Source organism: Bradyrhizobium sp. SZCCT0153, from assembly GCF_018129995.1.
In the GTDB taxonomy this organism is placed as follows: Bacteria; Pseudomonadota; Alphaproteobacteria; order Rhizobiales; family Xanthobacteraceae; genus Bradyrhizobium; species Bradyrhizobium japonicum_G.
Genome location: NZ_JAFCKS010000002.1, coordinates 224236 through 239051, shown reverse-complemented (window position 1 = coordinate 239051; position 14816 = coordinate 224236). Strand labels below are relative to the sequence as shown.

15 protein-coding genes are annotated in these 14816 nt (G+C 65.2%); 4 read left to right on the top strand and 11 right to left on the bottom strand.

From position 1 onward, the window contains the following. Positions 1-72: 72 nt before the first annotated feature. The gene (glgA, locus tag JQ572_RS09000; protein ID WP_211382652.1) at positions 73-1488 is read left to right on the top strand and encodes a glycogen synthase GlgA; all 1416 of its coding nucleotides are present in this window, start codon (positions 73-75) and stop codon (positions 1486-1488) included. Positions 1489-1514: 26 nt separating this feature from the next. Here glgA and JQ572_RS08995 read toward each other — a convergent pair whose 3' ends face one another. From JQ572_RS08995 to JQ572_RS08985, 3 genes are all read right to left on the bottom strand, one after another. Further along, entirely contained in the window at positions 1515-2465 is a 951-nt protein-coding gene (locus JQ572_RS08995) for an oxygenase MpaB family protein (RefSeq protein WP_211382651.1), read from the bottom strand. 91 nt (positions 2466-2556) lie between these two features. Then, entirely contained in the window at positions 2557-3705 is a 1149-nt protein-coding gene (locus JQ572_RS08990) for a patatin-like phospholipase family protein (RefSeq protein ID WP_211382650.1), read from the bottom strand. Positions 3706-3790: 85 nt separating this feature from the next. Then, positions 3791-4615 carry a 3-hydroxybutyrate dehydrogenase gene (locus JQ572_RS08985; RefSeq protein ID WP_211382649.1) on the bottom strand — a complete coding sequence of 275 codons (825 nt, stop codon included), beginning with the start codon at positions 4613-4615 and terminating at the stop codon, positions 3791-3793. A gap of 217 nt (positions 4616-4832) precedes the next feature. Between JQ572_RS08985 and JQ572_RS08980 the strand changes: the two genes are divergently transcribed. Further along, positions 4833-5720 carry a LysR family transcriptional regulator gene (locus JQ572_RS08980; RefSeq protein ID WP_211382648.1) on the top strand — a complete coding sequence of 296 codons (888 nt, stop codon included), beginning with the start codon at positions 4833-4835 and terminating at the stop codon, positions 5718-5720. Positions 5721-5802: 82 nt separating this feature from the next. Here the strand turns inward: JQ572_RS08980 and JQ572_RS08975 are convergent, their stop codons facing one another. Continuing rightward, entirely contained in the window at positions 5803-6519 is a 717-nt protein-coding gene (locus tag JQ572_RS08975; RefSeq protein ID WP_211382647.1) for a peroxiredoxin-like family protein, read from the bottom strand. 324 nt (positions 6520-6843) lie between these two features. Between JQ572_RS08975 and JQ572_RS08970 the strand changes: the two genes are divergently transcribed. Both JQ572_RS08970 and JQ572_RS08965 read left to right on the top strand, forming a co-directional pair. After that, on the top strand, positions 6844-7263 hold the full coding sequence (locus JQ572_RS08970) for a cupin domain-containing protein (protein WP_372703058.1): 420 nt from the start codon (positions 6844-6846) through the stop codon (positions 7261-7263). Positions 7264-7367: 104 nt separating this feature from the next. After that, positions 7368-8570, top strand: a complete 1203-nt coding sequence (locus JQ572_RS08965) for an MFS transporter (protein WP_211382645.1) — start codon at positions 7368-7370, stop codon at positions 8568-8570. Here JQ572_RS08965 and ccoS read toward each other — a convergent pair. The 7 genes from ccoS to ccoO all read right to left on the bottom strand — a co-directional run bounded on the left by ccoS (position 8567) and on the right by ccoO (position 14808). Then, positions 8567-8734, bottom strand: coding sequence for a cbb3-type cytochrome oxidase assembly protein CcoS (gene ccoS / locus JQ572_RS08960; RefSeq protein WP_008550618.1), 168 nt, complete (start codon positions 8732-8734; stop codon positions 8567-8569). The two genes, JQ572_RS08965 and ccoS, sit on opposite strands and share 4 nt — an antisense overlap. Then, positions 8734-10923, bottom strand: a complete 2190-nt coding sequence (locus JQ572_RS08955) for a cation-translocating P-type ATPase (protein ID WP_211382644.1) — start codon at positions 10921-10923, stop codon at positions 8734-8736. The genes ccoS and JQ572_RS08955 overlap by 1 nt, the downstream gene beginning before the upstream one ends. 11 nt (positions 10924-10934) lie before the next feature. Continuing rightward, entirely contained in the window at positions 10935-11420 is a 486-nt protein-coding gene (locus JQ572_RS08950) for a FixH family protein (protein WP_211382643.1), read from the bottom strand. Between the two features lie 15 nt (positions 11421-11435). After that, positions 11436-12902 carry a cytochrome c oxidase accessory protein CcoG gene (gene ccoG, locus JQ572_RS08945; RefSeq protein WP_211382642.1) on the bottom strand — a complete coding sequence of 489 codons (1467 nt, stop codon included), beginning with the start codon at positions 12900-12902 and terminating at the stop codon, positions 11436-11438. 111 nt (positions 12903-13013) lie between these two features. Further along, complete coding sequence (gene ccoP, locus JQ572_RS08940) at positions 13014-13889, bottom strand: cytochrome-c oxidase, cbb3-type subunit III (RefSeq protein ID WP_211382641.1); 876 nt, start codon at positions 13887-13889, stop codon at positions 13014-13016. Positions 13890-13895: 6 nt separating this feature from the next. Beyond that, positions 13896-14060 (bottom strand): cbb3-type cytochrome oxidase subunit 3, encoded by a 165-nt coding sequence (locus JQ572_RS08935; protein WP_211382640.1) that lies wholly within the window; start codon positions 14058-14060, stop codon positions 13896-13898. A 13-nt stretch (positions 14061-14073) separates the two neighbouring features. Continuing rightward, on the bottom strand, positions 14074-14808 hold the full coding sequence (gene ccoO, locus JQ572_RS08930) for a cytochrome-c oxidase, cbb3-type subunit II (RefSeq protein WP_211382639.1): 735 nt from the start codon (positions 14806-14808) through the stop codon (positions 14074-14076). Positions 14809-14816: the final 8 nt, after the last annotated feature.

The window sequence follows — 14816 nt, the reverse complement described above, 5'->3', positions numbered from 1 at the left end:
CTTGAGAATTCCAGGGGCAACTGGACCCGTTCTTGCATAGCAGCAAACGGGATCGGATGAGGGCAGCAGTTCTTGAGGGTCTTGTTCGTTACGACAGAGATGGACGACTTCGTCCGCGTCGGCGGACTTGGAGCCGTTTCCGCGGCTCTTCCCCGAGCCCTCCGCCCCTTCGCCGATATCCGGGTCATGCTGCCCGGCTACCGCGACATCATCGAGCAACTCACGCATATTCAGATCGTTGGCCGCTGTCCGGCGTTGGCGGAGATGCCGGCCTGCTCGCTCGGCCGGGCCGCGACCAAGGACGGCCTGCCGGTCTATGTGCTGTTGTGCTCGCAACTCTATGACCGGCCCGGCAATCCCTATGGCGACGAGTCCGGGCGCGACTGGCCGGACAACGACATCCGCTTCGCTCGTTTCGCCTCGGCAGCCGCTGAGCTTGCCATGGGCAAGCTGGACAAGAATTGGGCAGCAGACCTGGTCCATGCCAATGACTGGCAGGCCTCGCTCGTGCCGGCTTACCTCGCCTGGCGCGGCGCCAAGCTGCCGTCGATCCTGACCATTCACAACCTCGCCTATCAGGGCCTGTTCCCGAAGGACTCGTTGCGGCGGATCGGCGCACCGGAGAGCTCCTTCCACATCGACGGCGTCGAGTTCTACGATCAGCTCTCCTTCCTCAAGGCCGGGCTGGTTTACGCCTCGCACCTCACCACCGTCAGCGGCACCTACGCGCGGGAAATCACCACGGATGAATTCGGCTGCGGCCTCGAAGGCCTGCTTCGCGTCCGCTCCGACGCTTCGGAGCTCACCGGCATCCTGAATGGCATCGACGAGAGCTGGGACCCGCGCTCCTGCGCCCAGCTCGCCCAGCAGTTCGGCGCCGGCGACTGGGTCGGCAAGAAGGCCAATGCGGACTATGTGCGCAAGCAGTTCGGGCTCGCGGTATCGCGCGGCCCGATGTTCGGCATCGTCGCCCGCCTCGTGCATCAGAAAGGCATCGACCTCGTGCTGGCGGCGGCCGACGAGATCGTCGATGCCGGGGGGCAGATCGTGGTCACCGGCTCCGGCGAACCCGCGCTCGAGCAGGCCCTGATCGACGCACATCGCCGCCGTCCCGACTCCATCGGGGTCGTGATCGGCTTCAACGACGCGCAGGCGCGCCGCATCTTCGCCGGCAGCGACTTCACATTGATGCCGTCGCGCTTCGAGCCGTGCGGGCTCAGCCAGATGTACGCCCAGCGCTTCGGCTCGCTGCCGATCGGTCACCAGACCGGCGGCCTCGCCGAGACCATCACCGACGGCGAGACCGGATTCCTGTTCTCGAAACCCTCGCACGAGTCTTTCCTCGGCGGCGTTCGCCGCGCCTTCTCGGCTTTCATGGCGCAGGACCAGCTCGACACCATGCGCCGCAGCGCGATGGGACGGTCGTTCTCCTGGAGCATCTCGGCCGGCAGCTACAACGCGCTGTACCGGAAGCTGGCGTCGGCGTGAGACCGAGACGTTTCCACATTCTCCGTTCACCCCTTCCGGCGCTGGTCCATCCGCGGCCGCCCGATCCAGGCACGGTTGAGGCAGCGGGTCATCCAGTCGGGCTGCGGCTCTCCCCGCAGCCGCGCCTGCGCTTCCTGATAGGGACCGACATAGCGCAGCCGATCGGGCAATCTCGGATAGACGCGCCTGATCCATTTCAGTGCGTTGTCGGCGGACCTGATATCGCGCTCGCAAAGCTCAAAACCAAAGCCCGCGCGCAAGCGCTCCGGCAGCAGGCTCGCCGTGAGCGCGCGATACCACCGTGGCGGCCGCAGCCACGGGCGCGCGCCGCTGAAGATTTGCGTCGCTATCTCGCGCGCCGCCGGGCTGACGGTGAGCGTATCCGACTGCACCATCGCCGCGGTGTAGGCGGCAAAGCCGGCCCAGTCCGCCGGCAGATCATCCGCCGTCAATCCGAACAACGCACCAAAAGTCCGGCTCTCGGCCCAGTAGCGCTCGCGTTCTCCCGCCGAAAGCTGCGGCAGCACCAGATCGTGCGCCATCAGCGCGGTCTCGACCAGCGTGGCATGGACCCAGCGCAGCGACGGGATGTCGTTGGCACAATAGCGCGATCCCGCTGCGAACGGACCGACCGTCTGGGGCATTTGCCCGACGATCATGGCATGGCGACGGTGCAGCTGCTGGGACGACAGCAAGGCACGGTCGAGCGAGCCGAACACCATGGCAAAGACGATGTCGAAGGTGCGATGGAAACGGCCGATCGGATCGGCAAAGGTTTTCGAATGCTCGGCGATGGCGGCAGCGACCCAGGGGTGCGCGAGTTGAAGCAGCAGCGCACGGCCGGCGCCGAGAAAGATCACGGCCTCCCGGTCGATTTGCCAGGTTACCGAGGTCGGACCGAACACGCCGGCAACCGGTCCCGCCGCGTTGGCGCGGACGATATCGAGGGCTAATTCCAGATCGCTCTCAACGACCAATTGCAAGCCTCGCGATGAAGACGCGGCCACAATAACCCGGAGTGCGTCCTCGTGAAATCGTCACGACGCAGAACAATGACGGACAACGCCCTCACTCCGCCGCAATAGGCAGCACGTCCATATGCTCGTGCAGCACTACACCGGCGAGCGGGTCGAATTCGCCGACCCACGGCTTTCGCTCGAGCACAGACCTCGTGTGAGCATAGCCCGCATCCCACCGCCGCATGATGCCCGACGGGCTGAAATCGATGTCCTTGGTGTGGTTCTCGCGGTCGAGCTGCGGCGCGAGCAGGCGCACGACGTGCATGCGTGTCGGGCAACCATAGCTCGCCAGTTCACGAACCGCCGGATCGTTGCGCTCGCTCTCAGGCAGACGCGCGGCCAACTGGTTGATGACGTGGCGCAGGCGATGAGCCTGCTGCTGGCGGACGATCTGGCTTGCGATGCGGCTGGAATATTGCACGTCCTTGTGCCGATTCAGCACCTCCGCCATCGTGGTCGGCTCGGCGCCGACGGGATTCCACAGATGCACGGAGAAGATCAGCGCGTCCTTGCGCGGGTTGTCGTCGAACACGGCCTCCGTCGGCGTGTTCGACAGGATGCCGCCGTCCCAATAGAGATCGCCATCGATCCGCACCGCAGGAAATGCCGGCGGCAGCGCGCCCGAGGCCATCACGTGCTTGACCGTCAGCTCACCATCGCGGCTGTCGAAATAGCGCATCTGGCTGGTGCGGACATGGGCCGCGCCAACCGTCAGCCGCGGCGCGCAACGATTGACCAGGCTGAAATCGACAAGGTCGAGCAGTGTCTTCTCGAGCGGCGCGGTCGAATAGAAGCCGGCATTGTCGGGGCCGAGCGGATAGGAATCGCCGGCGTGCGCCAGAGCATTGGGCCGGAAGAAGCCGGGAATGCCATTGGTGACGGTCGACCAATAAGAAAGTTTCTCGTTGAAATCGGGAAACGCGGTGCGGAAATTCCACACCGGGTTCTGCTCCATCCGCTTCCAGAACTCCCTCAGGCGTGCAAGTCGCTGTCCGGGCTCGTTGCCCGCAATCAGGCTCGCATTGATGGCGCCGATCGAGGTGCCGATGACCCAGTCCGGCTCGATCCCCGCCTCGTGCAGCGCCTGATACACCCCGGCCTGGTAGGATCCGAGCGCACCACCGCCCTGAAGCACGAGCACGACCTGGCCCGGCAAGTCCTTACCCTTGTGTTGCGTATTGTCCTGCGTGCCGTTCATGTCTCGCTCCTGGTGAGCCTGCACCGATCGAATATTCGCTGGCCGCTGCGTCTTGTTACGCCTGCCCAGGCTACCGCGGCTCATGCTAATGCGCCGTCCAGCCGCCGTCGACCGGCAGTGCGATTCCCGTGATCGAGCCGGCCGCATCGGTCGACAGGAATACAGAGAGCGCGCCGAGCTCCTCGACCGTGGCAAAACGCTTGTTCGGCTGCTGGGCGAGCAAGACGTCGCGGATGACCTGATCGTGCGAGATGCCGTGCGCCCTGGCCTGCCCGTCGATCTGCGCCTCGACCAGCGGCGTGTAGACGTAGCCGGGACAGATCGCGTTGCAGGTGATGCCTTGCTCGGCGGTCTCCAGCGCCGTGACCTTCGTCAGGCCGACGATGCCGTGCTTGGCCGTGACGTAGGCCGCCTTGAACGGCGAGCCGACCAGGCCATGCGCCGAGGCGATGTTGATGATCCGGCCAAAGCCGTTCTCGCGCATCGCGGGTAGTGCGAGCCGCGTGGTGTGGAACGCCGATGACAGGTTGATTGCGAGGATCTGGTCCCATTTCTCGACCGGAAATTGGTCGAGCGGCGCGATATGCTGAATGCCGGCGTTGTTGACCAGGATATCGAGCCGGCCGGACTCGGCGATCGTGGCCGCCATCATCTCGGCAATCGACCTCGGCCTCGTCATGTCCGCCGACGAATAGCTCGCCCTGACACCGAATTCGGCGGCGATCTGCTCGCGCGTCCGGCCGATCTCGGCCGCGACACCGAGGCCGTTCAACACGATATCGGCACCGGCTGCGGCCAGCGCTCTGGCGATGCCAAGTCCGATGCCGCTGGTCGAACCCGTGACAAGCGCCACCTTGCCGGCCAGAGCACGTGCGAGGTCGGACGTCTGCAGTTTCACCGGGATGTTCATGGCAAGATCCTCCGTTGGCGATCGCCCAAGACGATGGCCCAAGACGATGGCCCAAAGCGATGGCAAGTCCGGGCTTCCGCAGAACTCTGGAGGACCGCCGGCTCGAACGGAAATACCGGCTGGCTTCCGAAACCATACGCGCGCGCTATCGCGGGCGGGATGTCTTTCCCCGGCCCGATCGGCTAGATTTGCGGCCGGTCTTGCTCGGAGCCGATCCATGGAAATGCACCAGGTCCGCTATTTCCTCGCGGTGGCGCAGCTGTTGAACTTCACGCGCGCCGCCGAGGAATGCAACGTGACGCAACCGTCGCTGACACGCGCGATCAAGCAGCTCGAGGCCGAGCTCGGCGGCGACCTGTTCCGTCGCGAGCGGCCGGCGTCTCAATTGACCGAACTCGGCCAGCGTATGCACCCGCTGCTGAAGCAGTGCTATGACGCCGCTGCCGGCGCGCGCTCGCTCGCCTCCTCGTTCAAGGGCGGCGAGATCGGCGCACTGCGCATCGCACTGGCGCATTCGATCGATCTGGCCCTGCTCATTCCCCATCTCAGCGAGATCAAGCGGCAGTTCAACCGGCTCGAATTGCGCTTCCTGCGCGGAACGAGCCGCGAGGTCGCCGATCTCCTGAAGAAAGGTGAAGCCGAGCTCGGCATCGCCGCCGAGATCGATGAATCCTGGGATCGGCTCGACGTCTGGCCGCTGTTCACCGAGGCTTTCGAGCTTGTCTTGAGCAAGGAGCATCGGCTCGCGGAGCGCGACATAATCGAGCTGGACGATCTGCACGCGGAACAATTTCTCAGCCGAACCTTCTGCGAGCATTCGCGGCGCATCTCCGCGAGCTTGCGAGAGCATGGCATCGACGTCGATCAGGGCCACGAGATTTCAAGCGAGCACGACCTGATCGAACTCGTGGAAGCCGATATCGGCATCGCCATGATGCCCCGCACCTCGCCTGTGCCGGAGAGCCTGAAACGCACCGCAGTCACCGGGCTGGACGCGCGCCGCACGGTCAGTCTCTACGGCGTCGCCGGCCGGCAACGTACGGCGGTGGCCAACGCCGTGATGCGGATGCTGCGCGGTGCGGACTGGCGGACAATCGCGGGATAGCTGGTAGAACGATCGCGGCTCTTCTTCCTTCCTCCCCCTGTGGGAGGGGGGAAGAACATGCCGCGCCATCAAACCTTCAGGCTCAGTTCTCCCGACTCGCGCTCTCCAGCGCCGCGAGGAGATCATCGATCTCCATGCGCTTGCGAAAATCGGGATCGACGAAGCGGGCTTTCACGATCCCGTCGCGACCGACCACGAACACGGCCGGAATCGGCAGCATCCAGCCGTCATTGCCGTGGAATTTATTCATGTCCTGATAGGACAACAGGCCCTGGATCTCGGTGCCGAGCCAGATCGCGAGATCCAGCGACAGCGCATAGCCGTTGTCGAGATCGGTCAGGATCGGAAATGGCGCACCCGCTTCCGCCTTGAGCTGCCCGGTGAATTCCTGCGTCTCCGGCATGACTGCGACGATCCGCGCACCCATGGCCTCGATGCGATCCAGCGCATGGACCACCGCGCGGACATTGAGCCGGCAATAAGGACACCAATGGCCGCGGAAGAACATCACGGCGACCGGGCCGCTCTCCAGCAGCGCAGGCAGCGTGACGAGATGTCCGCTTTCGTCCGGCAGCATGAATGGCGGCATCGCATCGCCCGGGAGCGGCGCCGTCGCGCCGCCGCCGTTCTCGCCCAGTCGCGCTACCAGGCGATCGACAGCCTCGCCATAGGCCGGAAAGACCTCGCGGCTGGCATCGGCATAGGCGCGGAGCTGTTCGTTCAGCGTACCATCCATGTCGCGGCAGCGCTGGAAGGCGAGCTTGAGCCGTTCGGCATCCGCTGGTGAGAGTGAGGTCATCTTCCGCTCCGGCAGCAGGAGTTCGCATTATTTTTGCGTTCGCCCCTTCCCGCAAGGGGGCATCCACCATCCGAGCGCGAATCTTCGTCGAGGGGCAATACCGATACCCAATCAGTTCGATAGCTGCGGCCTATCGCGCCGCGATAGCGCGGGGCTATCGCATCGAGAGCAAGAGGGCATTTCAGCACAAGGGCTGCTTCGACGAAGCTGATGCCATCGCCGGCGACCAGCGGGGTCACGGCCAACAAAGGAGACCTCCCCGTGTTCAAGCATCCCATCGCATCGCGCGTGATCTGTTCCGGCATCGTGCTTGCCGGAGCCCTCATGGTTTCGGCGCAACCGGCGTCCGCCGGCGAGTGTCCGGCCGACAAGGTCAAGCCGAACGCGCAACAGATGGTCGACTACAAGCCCGTCGGCGTCACCGACGTCACGCTCGGTGCCATCGACCTCGGCAAGCAACCGGCGCATATCGAAGGCCGCGAGTTGCGCTTCCGCAAGCTGACGATCGCGCCCGGCGGCATCGTGCCCTGGCACAGCCATGACGACCGCCCTGCCCTGATCTTCGTGCAGCAGGGCGAGATCGTCGAACACGCCTCCAACTGCATCGATCCGATCGTGCACAAGGCCGGCGACCTCCGCCCTGAAGTCCACGGCACCTCGCACTGGTGGAAGAACCTCGGCAAGGAGACGGTCATTCTCTATGTCGGCGACGTCCGCAAGGATCCGCACGACCACAACATGTGACGAGCGCCTCAGGCCCCAGCGCGTTCGTTACAGGATGTGGCGTCCGAAATCCCCATGCCATCCGGCATGCCGGGCGCCACATCCCCCACCGGAGATGCTACGCCATGACCGATCTGTCCGTACGGATGAAGCCGATCAGGATACCGATGGACGCACATTCGCCGGGGCTCGCGCTTCGCTCGCTCGTGATCGGCTTGACCGCCTTCCTGACCGTCGTCGACCTGTTCGCGACCCAGGCGATCCTGCCCTCGCTGACCCGTCATTACGGGGTCACGCCGGCAGCGATGGGCTTTGCCGTCAACGCCAGCACCTTCGGCATGGCCGTCGCGAGCCTCGTCGTCGGCTTCTTCAGTCCGCGCATCAACCGGCGGACCGGCATCCTGCTCAGCCTCCTGTTTCTGGCGATCCCTACCGGCCTGCTGGCGACCGCTCCCAATCTTGCCGTCTTTACCGCTCTGCGCGTCGTGCAGGGCCTTTGCATGGCGTCCGCCTTCGCGCTCACGCTCGCATATCTCGGCGAACAATGCAGCGCCATGGACGCCGGCGGCGCTTTTGCCGCCTATATCACCGGAAACGTCGCGAGCAACCTGATCGGCCGGCTGATCTCGGCGGCGGTCGCCGACGGTCTGGGCCTCGCCTGGAATTTCTATTTCTTTGCAGCCCTCAATCTCGCCGGCGCCGTGCTGGTCTATTTCACCATCAAGCACGTTCAACCGATGCACACGATGATGCCGGCGGGATCACCGCTCCCCGCCATGATCGCGCATTGGCGAAATCCGCGGCTGCGCGCCGCCTTCGGCATCGGCTTCTGCATCCTGTTCGCCTTCATCGGCACCTTCACTTTCGTCAACTTCGTGCTGGTCCGCCCGCCGCTGTCGCTCGGCATGATGGACCTCGGCCTCGTCTATTTCGTCTTCCTGCCGTCGGTCGTCACGACGTTGCTGGCCGGCAAGGTGGCGGCACGCCTGGGAACGCGACCGACGATCTGGGGCTCGCTGGCCGTCGCTGGATTAGGCCTGCCGCTGCTGCTGGCGCCGCATCTGGGCGAAGTGCTCGCCGGCATGATCCTGGTCGGAATCGGCACCTTCTTCGCGCAGGCGGTCGCCACCGGGTTCGTCGGACAGGCTGCGGCCGACAATCGAGGCGTCGCCAGCGGCACCTATCTGGCGTGCTATTTCTGTGGCGGGCTTGTCGGCACGGCCGTGCTCGGACGCCTGTTCGACGCCTTCGGCTGGCATGCGTGCGTCACCGGAATCGGCGTAGCTCTCGCGGCCGCCGCCCTGCTCACATTCGCGTTGAAGCGCTAACGCTTGGCCGGAGCTTCCTGCGGCGGCTCGTCGTCGGCGATGGCGCGCCAGGCGGCGCCGTCGAGATCGTCGTACTGGCCGCTCCGGAGCGACCAGAGGAAGGCGACGAGACCGGCGCCACCGAGCATCAGCGCCAGCGGGACCAGGATGACCAGAATCTCCATCACACGACCTCCCGAGAGGCGCTGCGCGCCCGCAGCGAATTCAGCATGACCAGGATCGACGATCCGCTCATGGCGGCTGCCGCGATCAGGGGCGTCACGATTCCGCTGATCGCGACCGGCACCGCGAGGACGTTGTAGCCGATCGCAAGCCAGAGATTTTGCCGCATCAGGTGCCGCGCTCTGCGCGCGGAATCGATGGCGGCGACGACCGGCGCCAGCGGCCGGCCGAGGAAGACGAGATCGGCGGTCGCCTGGCTCAAATGCGCGGCCGAAATCGGCGACATCGAGACGTGCGCCGCCGCAAGCGACGGAGCGTCATTCATGCCGTCACCGACCATCAGCACCTTTGCGCCTCGCTGCTTCAGTTCCTCGATCCGCGCGATCTTGTCGGCCGGCGTGACGCCGGCGCGCCATTCCGGAATGCCGAGCGCGTGGGCCGCCGCCGTCACCGCGGGCTCACGGTCACCGGAGAGAATCTCGATGCCGAGATTGCGCATCTTCAACGCCGCGATCACGGCATGCGCATCCGGGCGCAGACCTTGACGCACCGAAAGCACGAATTTTTCAGCCCCCTTGCTGAAGGCCACGATGGAGGCTTCGGGATCGAGCGTGGCGCGGCCGATCAACGCCTCCGCGCCGCAGAAGGAAGGCCGGCCGAGACGGATCTCGACGCCGTCCACAGTCGCGCGCACGCCCTGCCCGGCCTCTTCGACAGCGCCGACGATCGGCGATTTCGCGTCGGCGGCCTGCGCGACCGCGGCGGCGACCGGATGATGGCTCGACAGCGCGAGGCGGCCGGCGAGATCGAAGATGGCGGCGGGAATGTCGGCCGCATTCGTGACCTCGAGCTCCGGCAGCGTCAGCGTGCCCGTCTTGTCGAAGATGACGTGGTCGGCTTCGGCGAGGCGCTCGATGGCATCGCCGGAATTGAGCAGCACGCCCGCCTTGAACATTGCGCCCGAGGCGACCGTCTGCACGGTCGGGATCGCAAGGCCGAGCGCACAGGGACAGGTGATGATCAGCACGGCCACGCCGGTAACGATCGCATCGTGCCAGCCGGCGCCCGCGATGACCCAGCCGAGGATGGTGATGAGCGCGGTGGCGTGCACCACGGGCGCGTAGAGCCGCGAGGCGCGGTCGGCGAGACGCATGTAGCGCGAGCGCGCCTGCAGCGCGTTGTCGAGCAGTCGGGTGATCTCGGCCAGCAGCGTCGCTTCGGAGGCCGCCGAAACGCGCACCCGCAGTGTGCCGGAGATGTTCATGGAGCCCGCATAGACCGGCGTGCCCTGCCCGGCCGTGACATAGAGCGTCTCGCCGGTGATCAGGCTCTGGTCGATTTCGGAGCGTCCCTCGATCACGGTGCCGTCGACCGCGCAGCGCTCGCCGGGCCGCAGCAGCACGATGTCGCCGGGATGGATCGCCGCCACCGGCACCTGCGATATTTCATCGGGGCCGACGAACTTGGCCGCGGTTTCGGCCTTGAGTGCCGCGAGATTGCCGGCGACGGCGCGGGTCCGCCGCCGCATGTTCTGGTCAAGGACGCGGCCCACCAGCAGGAACGTGAGCAGCATGATCGCCGCGTCGAAATAAGCGTGTTCGGCGTGGTGAATGGTCTCCACCACGGACATGCCGAGCGCAAGGCACACCCCGATCGAGATCGGCACGTCCATGTTGGTGGTCTTGTGCGACAGCGCGCGCCAGGCCGAGCGGAAGAACGGCTGTCCGGCATAGGCCGCCGCCGGCAGCGCGATCAGCGCCGACAGCCAGTGGAAGAAATCGCGCTGCTCGGGCAGCATGTCGCCGGCGCTGCCCGACCACACCGGGATCGACAGCATCATCACGTTCATGGTGGCGAACGCGGCGACACCGAGGCAGCGCAGCAGGAAGCGGGATTCGGCGACCTCCGTCGCTTCCGCGCTCTCGGTCTCGTAGGGGTAGGCCTTGTAGCCGAGCTCTTCGAGCCGATCGATAAAGCGGGCGGGATCGAGCGTGCCCGCCTTCCATTCCAGCGCGACGCGGCGATTGGTGAGGTTCACACGCGCCAGGGTGACATCGGGGATGGCTGACAGCCCGCGTTCGATCTTGGCCATGCAGCCGGCGCAGTGCACGCCCTCGACCGCGAGGTCGATGTGCTGGACGCCTTCGCCCGCAGTCCGGACGTAATGCGAGAAATCCCGCGTGACGTGCATGACGGAGTCCTTCAGTTCAGGATCACGCGGTTGCGCGACAGGAACACGCGGGTCCCCCGCGCCTCGCCCTCGATCACCAGATCCCACTGGCCCGGCGCAACCGACGCGGCATTGCCGCGATAGATGCCGATGCCGGACTCCGACAACTCGACCGCGAGATCGGCGCGCTTGTCGGTCGGCCGCTCCAGGCGGCCGCCGAATTTCAGCCCGGCGATCGGCTGGCCGGCGGCATCGCGCGCCTCGACCTGTAGAACGGCGCCGCCATCGTTACGGCGCTCGATATGGGCGTTGACCTTCCATTTGCGTGAATCCTGGTCATGCGCCGCCGAAATCTCGCTGTCGTAGGCGAGGCTCGCGGCATAGGGGCTGTCGACGTCGGTGCCGGGCAGCGTCGCGATCGCCAGCTTCATCATGGTGACGTTGACGCCGATCACTACTCCGAAGAAGGCGACCAGCATCAGGAACACCTTGGTTCCGGTCAGCGGCTTGGAGGCCATGGTAGTCTCCTGATCCTAGGGCGAGACGAAATTGTCGGTGGCGGACGCGGCTTCGCCGAGCCCGATGTCGGTGACGTGGAAACGGACCGGAATCGACTTCTCCGGATTGCCCTCTGCAGGCGCGGTCACCAGCAGTCGCAGCTCGCTGGTGGAATCGCGGGGGATCACGATCATCGGCCGGTCCGGCGTTACGGAATCGACGCCGACGACGTGAATCGTCAAGTTGGCCGGACCGTTCGCGTCGATCGCAACGACGCGGTCATAGCCGCTCTTGTTGAGGAGACGCACCGTGTAGGCGTTGCGGATCGAGCCGTCGCTGAGCCTGACCGCGACCGGGTTGCGGTCGTGCAACACGTTGACGTCGAGCAGGCTGCGGGTCGCGAGCGTGTAGATCATGAAACCGCCGATGGCTGCGATGATCGCGCTGTAGACAACGGTTCGAGCGCGCACGATCTTGTAGACCGGCGCCTTGCCGTCCTGGCGGCGCTGGATGTTGATGTCGTTGTCGTAGCCGATCAGCCGCTTCGGCCGGCCGATCTTGGTCATGACGTTGTCGCAGGCGTCGATGCAGAGCCCGCACTGGATGCATTCGAGTTGTGGCCCGTTGCGGATGTCGATGCCGGTCGGGCAGACCGCGACGCATTGATAGCAGTCGACGCAGTCGCCGACCTGCTGACCGAGCGCGCGCAGTTCGGCCGCCTTCTTGACCGAGGTGCGCTTCTCGCCGCGGTCGTAGCGATAGGTGACGTTCAGCGCCCATTCGTCGGTCAGGGCCGCCTGGATGCGCGGCCACGGGCACATGTAGGTGCAGACCTGCTCGCGCATGAAGCCGGCGAGCACGTAGGTCGTCGCGGTGAGGATGCCGATCCAGATATAGGCGATCATCGGCGCCTGGAAGGTGACGAGCTCCTTCACCAGCGTCGGCGCATCGTTGAAATAGAGCACCCAGGCGCCGCCGGTCCACCACGCGATCAGCAGCCAGATCGAATGCTTGAGCACGATCTCGGAGATGCGCTCGAGCCTCATCGGGTCGGACGACTTGTCCTTCTTCATCCGCTCGCGCCGGTCGCCCTCGATCAGGCGCTCGACGGCATAGAACAAATCGGTCCACACCGTCTGCGGGCAGAGATAGCCGCACCAGATGCGGCCGCCGACCGAGTTCATCAGGAACAGCGCCACCGCAGCGACGATCAGCAGCCCGGTGAAGTAGTAGACCTCCTGCGGCCACAGCTCGATGAAGAAGAAATAGAAGCGGCTGTTGGGAAGGTCTATCAGCACCGCCTGGCTGGGAGCACCGAGGCCGCGATTCCAGCGCACGAAGGGCAGGAAGTAGTAGACGCCGAGGCAGAACGCCATCAGGCCCCATTTGATCCGGCGGAAGGTGCCGGAGATACTCTGGGGATAGACCTTCTTCCGGGCTGCGTAGAGCGGCCCGTTGTCGTCTTCCAATGTGAGGTCGTTCGGATTCACGGTCTTGTTCATCGCCTGGTGCTTTTCGAAAAGGTGCGATTGAACCTAGACCCGGCGCGCGCGCGTCAGTTGATCCAGCTCAAGCGGGGGCGCTTTTGTTCGCCCCCGCCTGCCGCCGGCAGGCTATTTTCCACCGCCCAGCGAGTGGACGTAAACTGCCATCGCCTTGATGGTGGCGGGATCGAGCCGCCCTTCCCAGGCCGGCATGACGCCGGCGCGGCCCTGGCTGATCGTCTCGATCAGGGTCGCCTCGTCCGAGCCGTACAGCCAGATCTTGTCGGTCAGATCGGGTGCGCCCATCTCCTGGTTGCCCTTGCCGCCGTCGCCGTGGCAGGCGACGCAATTCTCCGCAAAGATTTTCTGCCCCTTGGCGGGGTCGAAGCCGTTGCGGGTCGACAGGCCCGACAGCGAGCGCACGTAATTGGCGGCGGTGACGATCTCGTCGCCCTTCAGCACGCCATCCTTGCCGAAGGCGAGCATCTGGCCCTCATGCGCCTTGGCGTGGCCGGAACGCGCGCCGAACTGGATGGTCTGCATGATCTGGTCGAGCGTGCCGCCCCACAGCCAGTCGTCGTCGTTGAGGTTCGGGAAGCCCTTCGCGCCGGCGCCGCCCGAGCCGTGGCACGGCGCGCAATTGTCGCCGAACACGGTCTTGCCCTTGGCGCGCGCAAGCGCCAGCAAGGCCGGATCCTTCTCGATGTCGGCGAGCGAGGCCGCGCCCAGCGCCACCATCTTGTCACCCCGGATCTTGTCGAGATTGGCGAGCTCGACCGCGACGTCGGCCCGGGACGAGTATCCGAACATGCCCGTGGTATTGCTGGAGATCAGGGGCCAGGCCGGATAGACGACCCAGTAGGCGATCGCCCAGACGATGGTGAGGTAGAAGGTGATCACCCACCAGCGCGGCAGCGGCGTGTTGAGCTCCTTGATGCCGTCCCACTCATGTCCGGTGGTGGACTTGCCGGTGACGGAATCGATGTCGCTATGATGATCGGTCATGATCTCTTACTCCTCCCGCAACGGCAGGCGCGCCGCTTCGTCGAAAGCAGCCTTGTTGCGAGGCCAAAGTGCGTAGGCGACGATCGCGAGAAAGATCGCGACGAACACCGGCGTCCAGATCGTGGTCACGAGACCGGACGCGAGATTGTCGAGTGTCAGGATGGCTTTCATCGGTGATGCCTTCTCAGCGAAGATTGGCTTTCTCGTTGTAGATCTTGAAGTCGACCAGCGTGCCGAGCATCTGCAGATAGGCGATCAGCGCGTCCATCTCGGTCGGGGTGCCGGCCTTGCCGTCGAAATTGCGCACGACGGCCTTGGCATAACGCTTGCTGAAGGCGTCGCTGCCGGAATTGTCCGGATCGGCCTGGGCCTTCAGATCGGCGCCTGCGCTCGCGATCTGGTCGTCGGTGTAAGGTACACCGACGGTCCGCAGCGTGCGCATGTGGTCGGCGATGGTGTCGGGATCGACCTCGGTCTTGCCCAGGAACGGGTAGCCAGGCATCACCGATTGCGGCACGATCGCGCGCGGATTGGTCAGATGGGTCACGTGCCAGTCGTCGGAATATTTGGCGCCGACGCGGGCAAGGTCGGGACCGGTCCGCTTCGAGCCCCACTGGAACGGGTGGTCGTACATGCTCTCGGCGGCGAGCGAGAAGTGGCCGTAGCGCTCGACCTCGTCGCGCAAGGGGCGGATCATCTGCGAGTGGCAGAGATAGCAGCCTTCGCGGACGTAGATGTTGCGCCCGGCGAGCTCCAGCGGCGTATACGGCCTGACGCCGTCGACCGCCTCGATCGTGCTCTTGAGGTAGAACAGCGGGGTGATCTCGACGAGACCGCCGATCGCGATCACCAGCAGGATGCCCACGACCAGGATGATCGAGTTCTTTTCGAAGATTTGGTGGCGTGTCCAGAACGACATGGAGAACT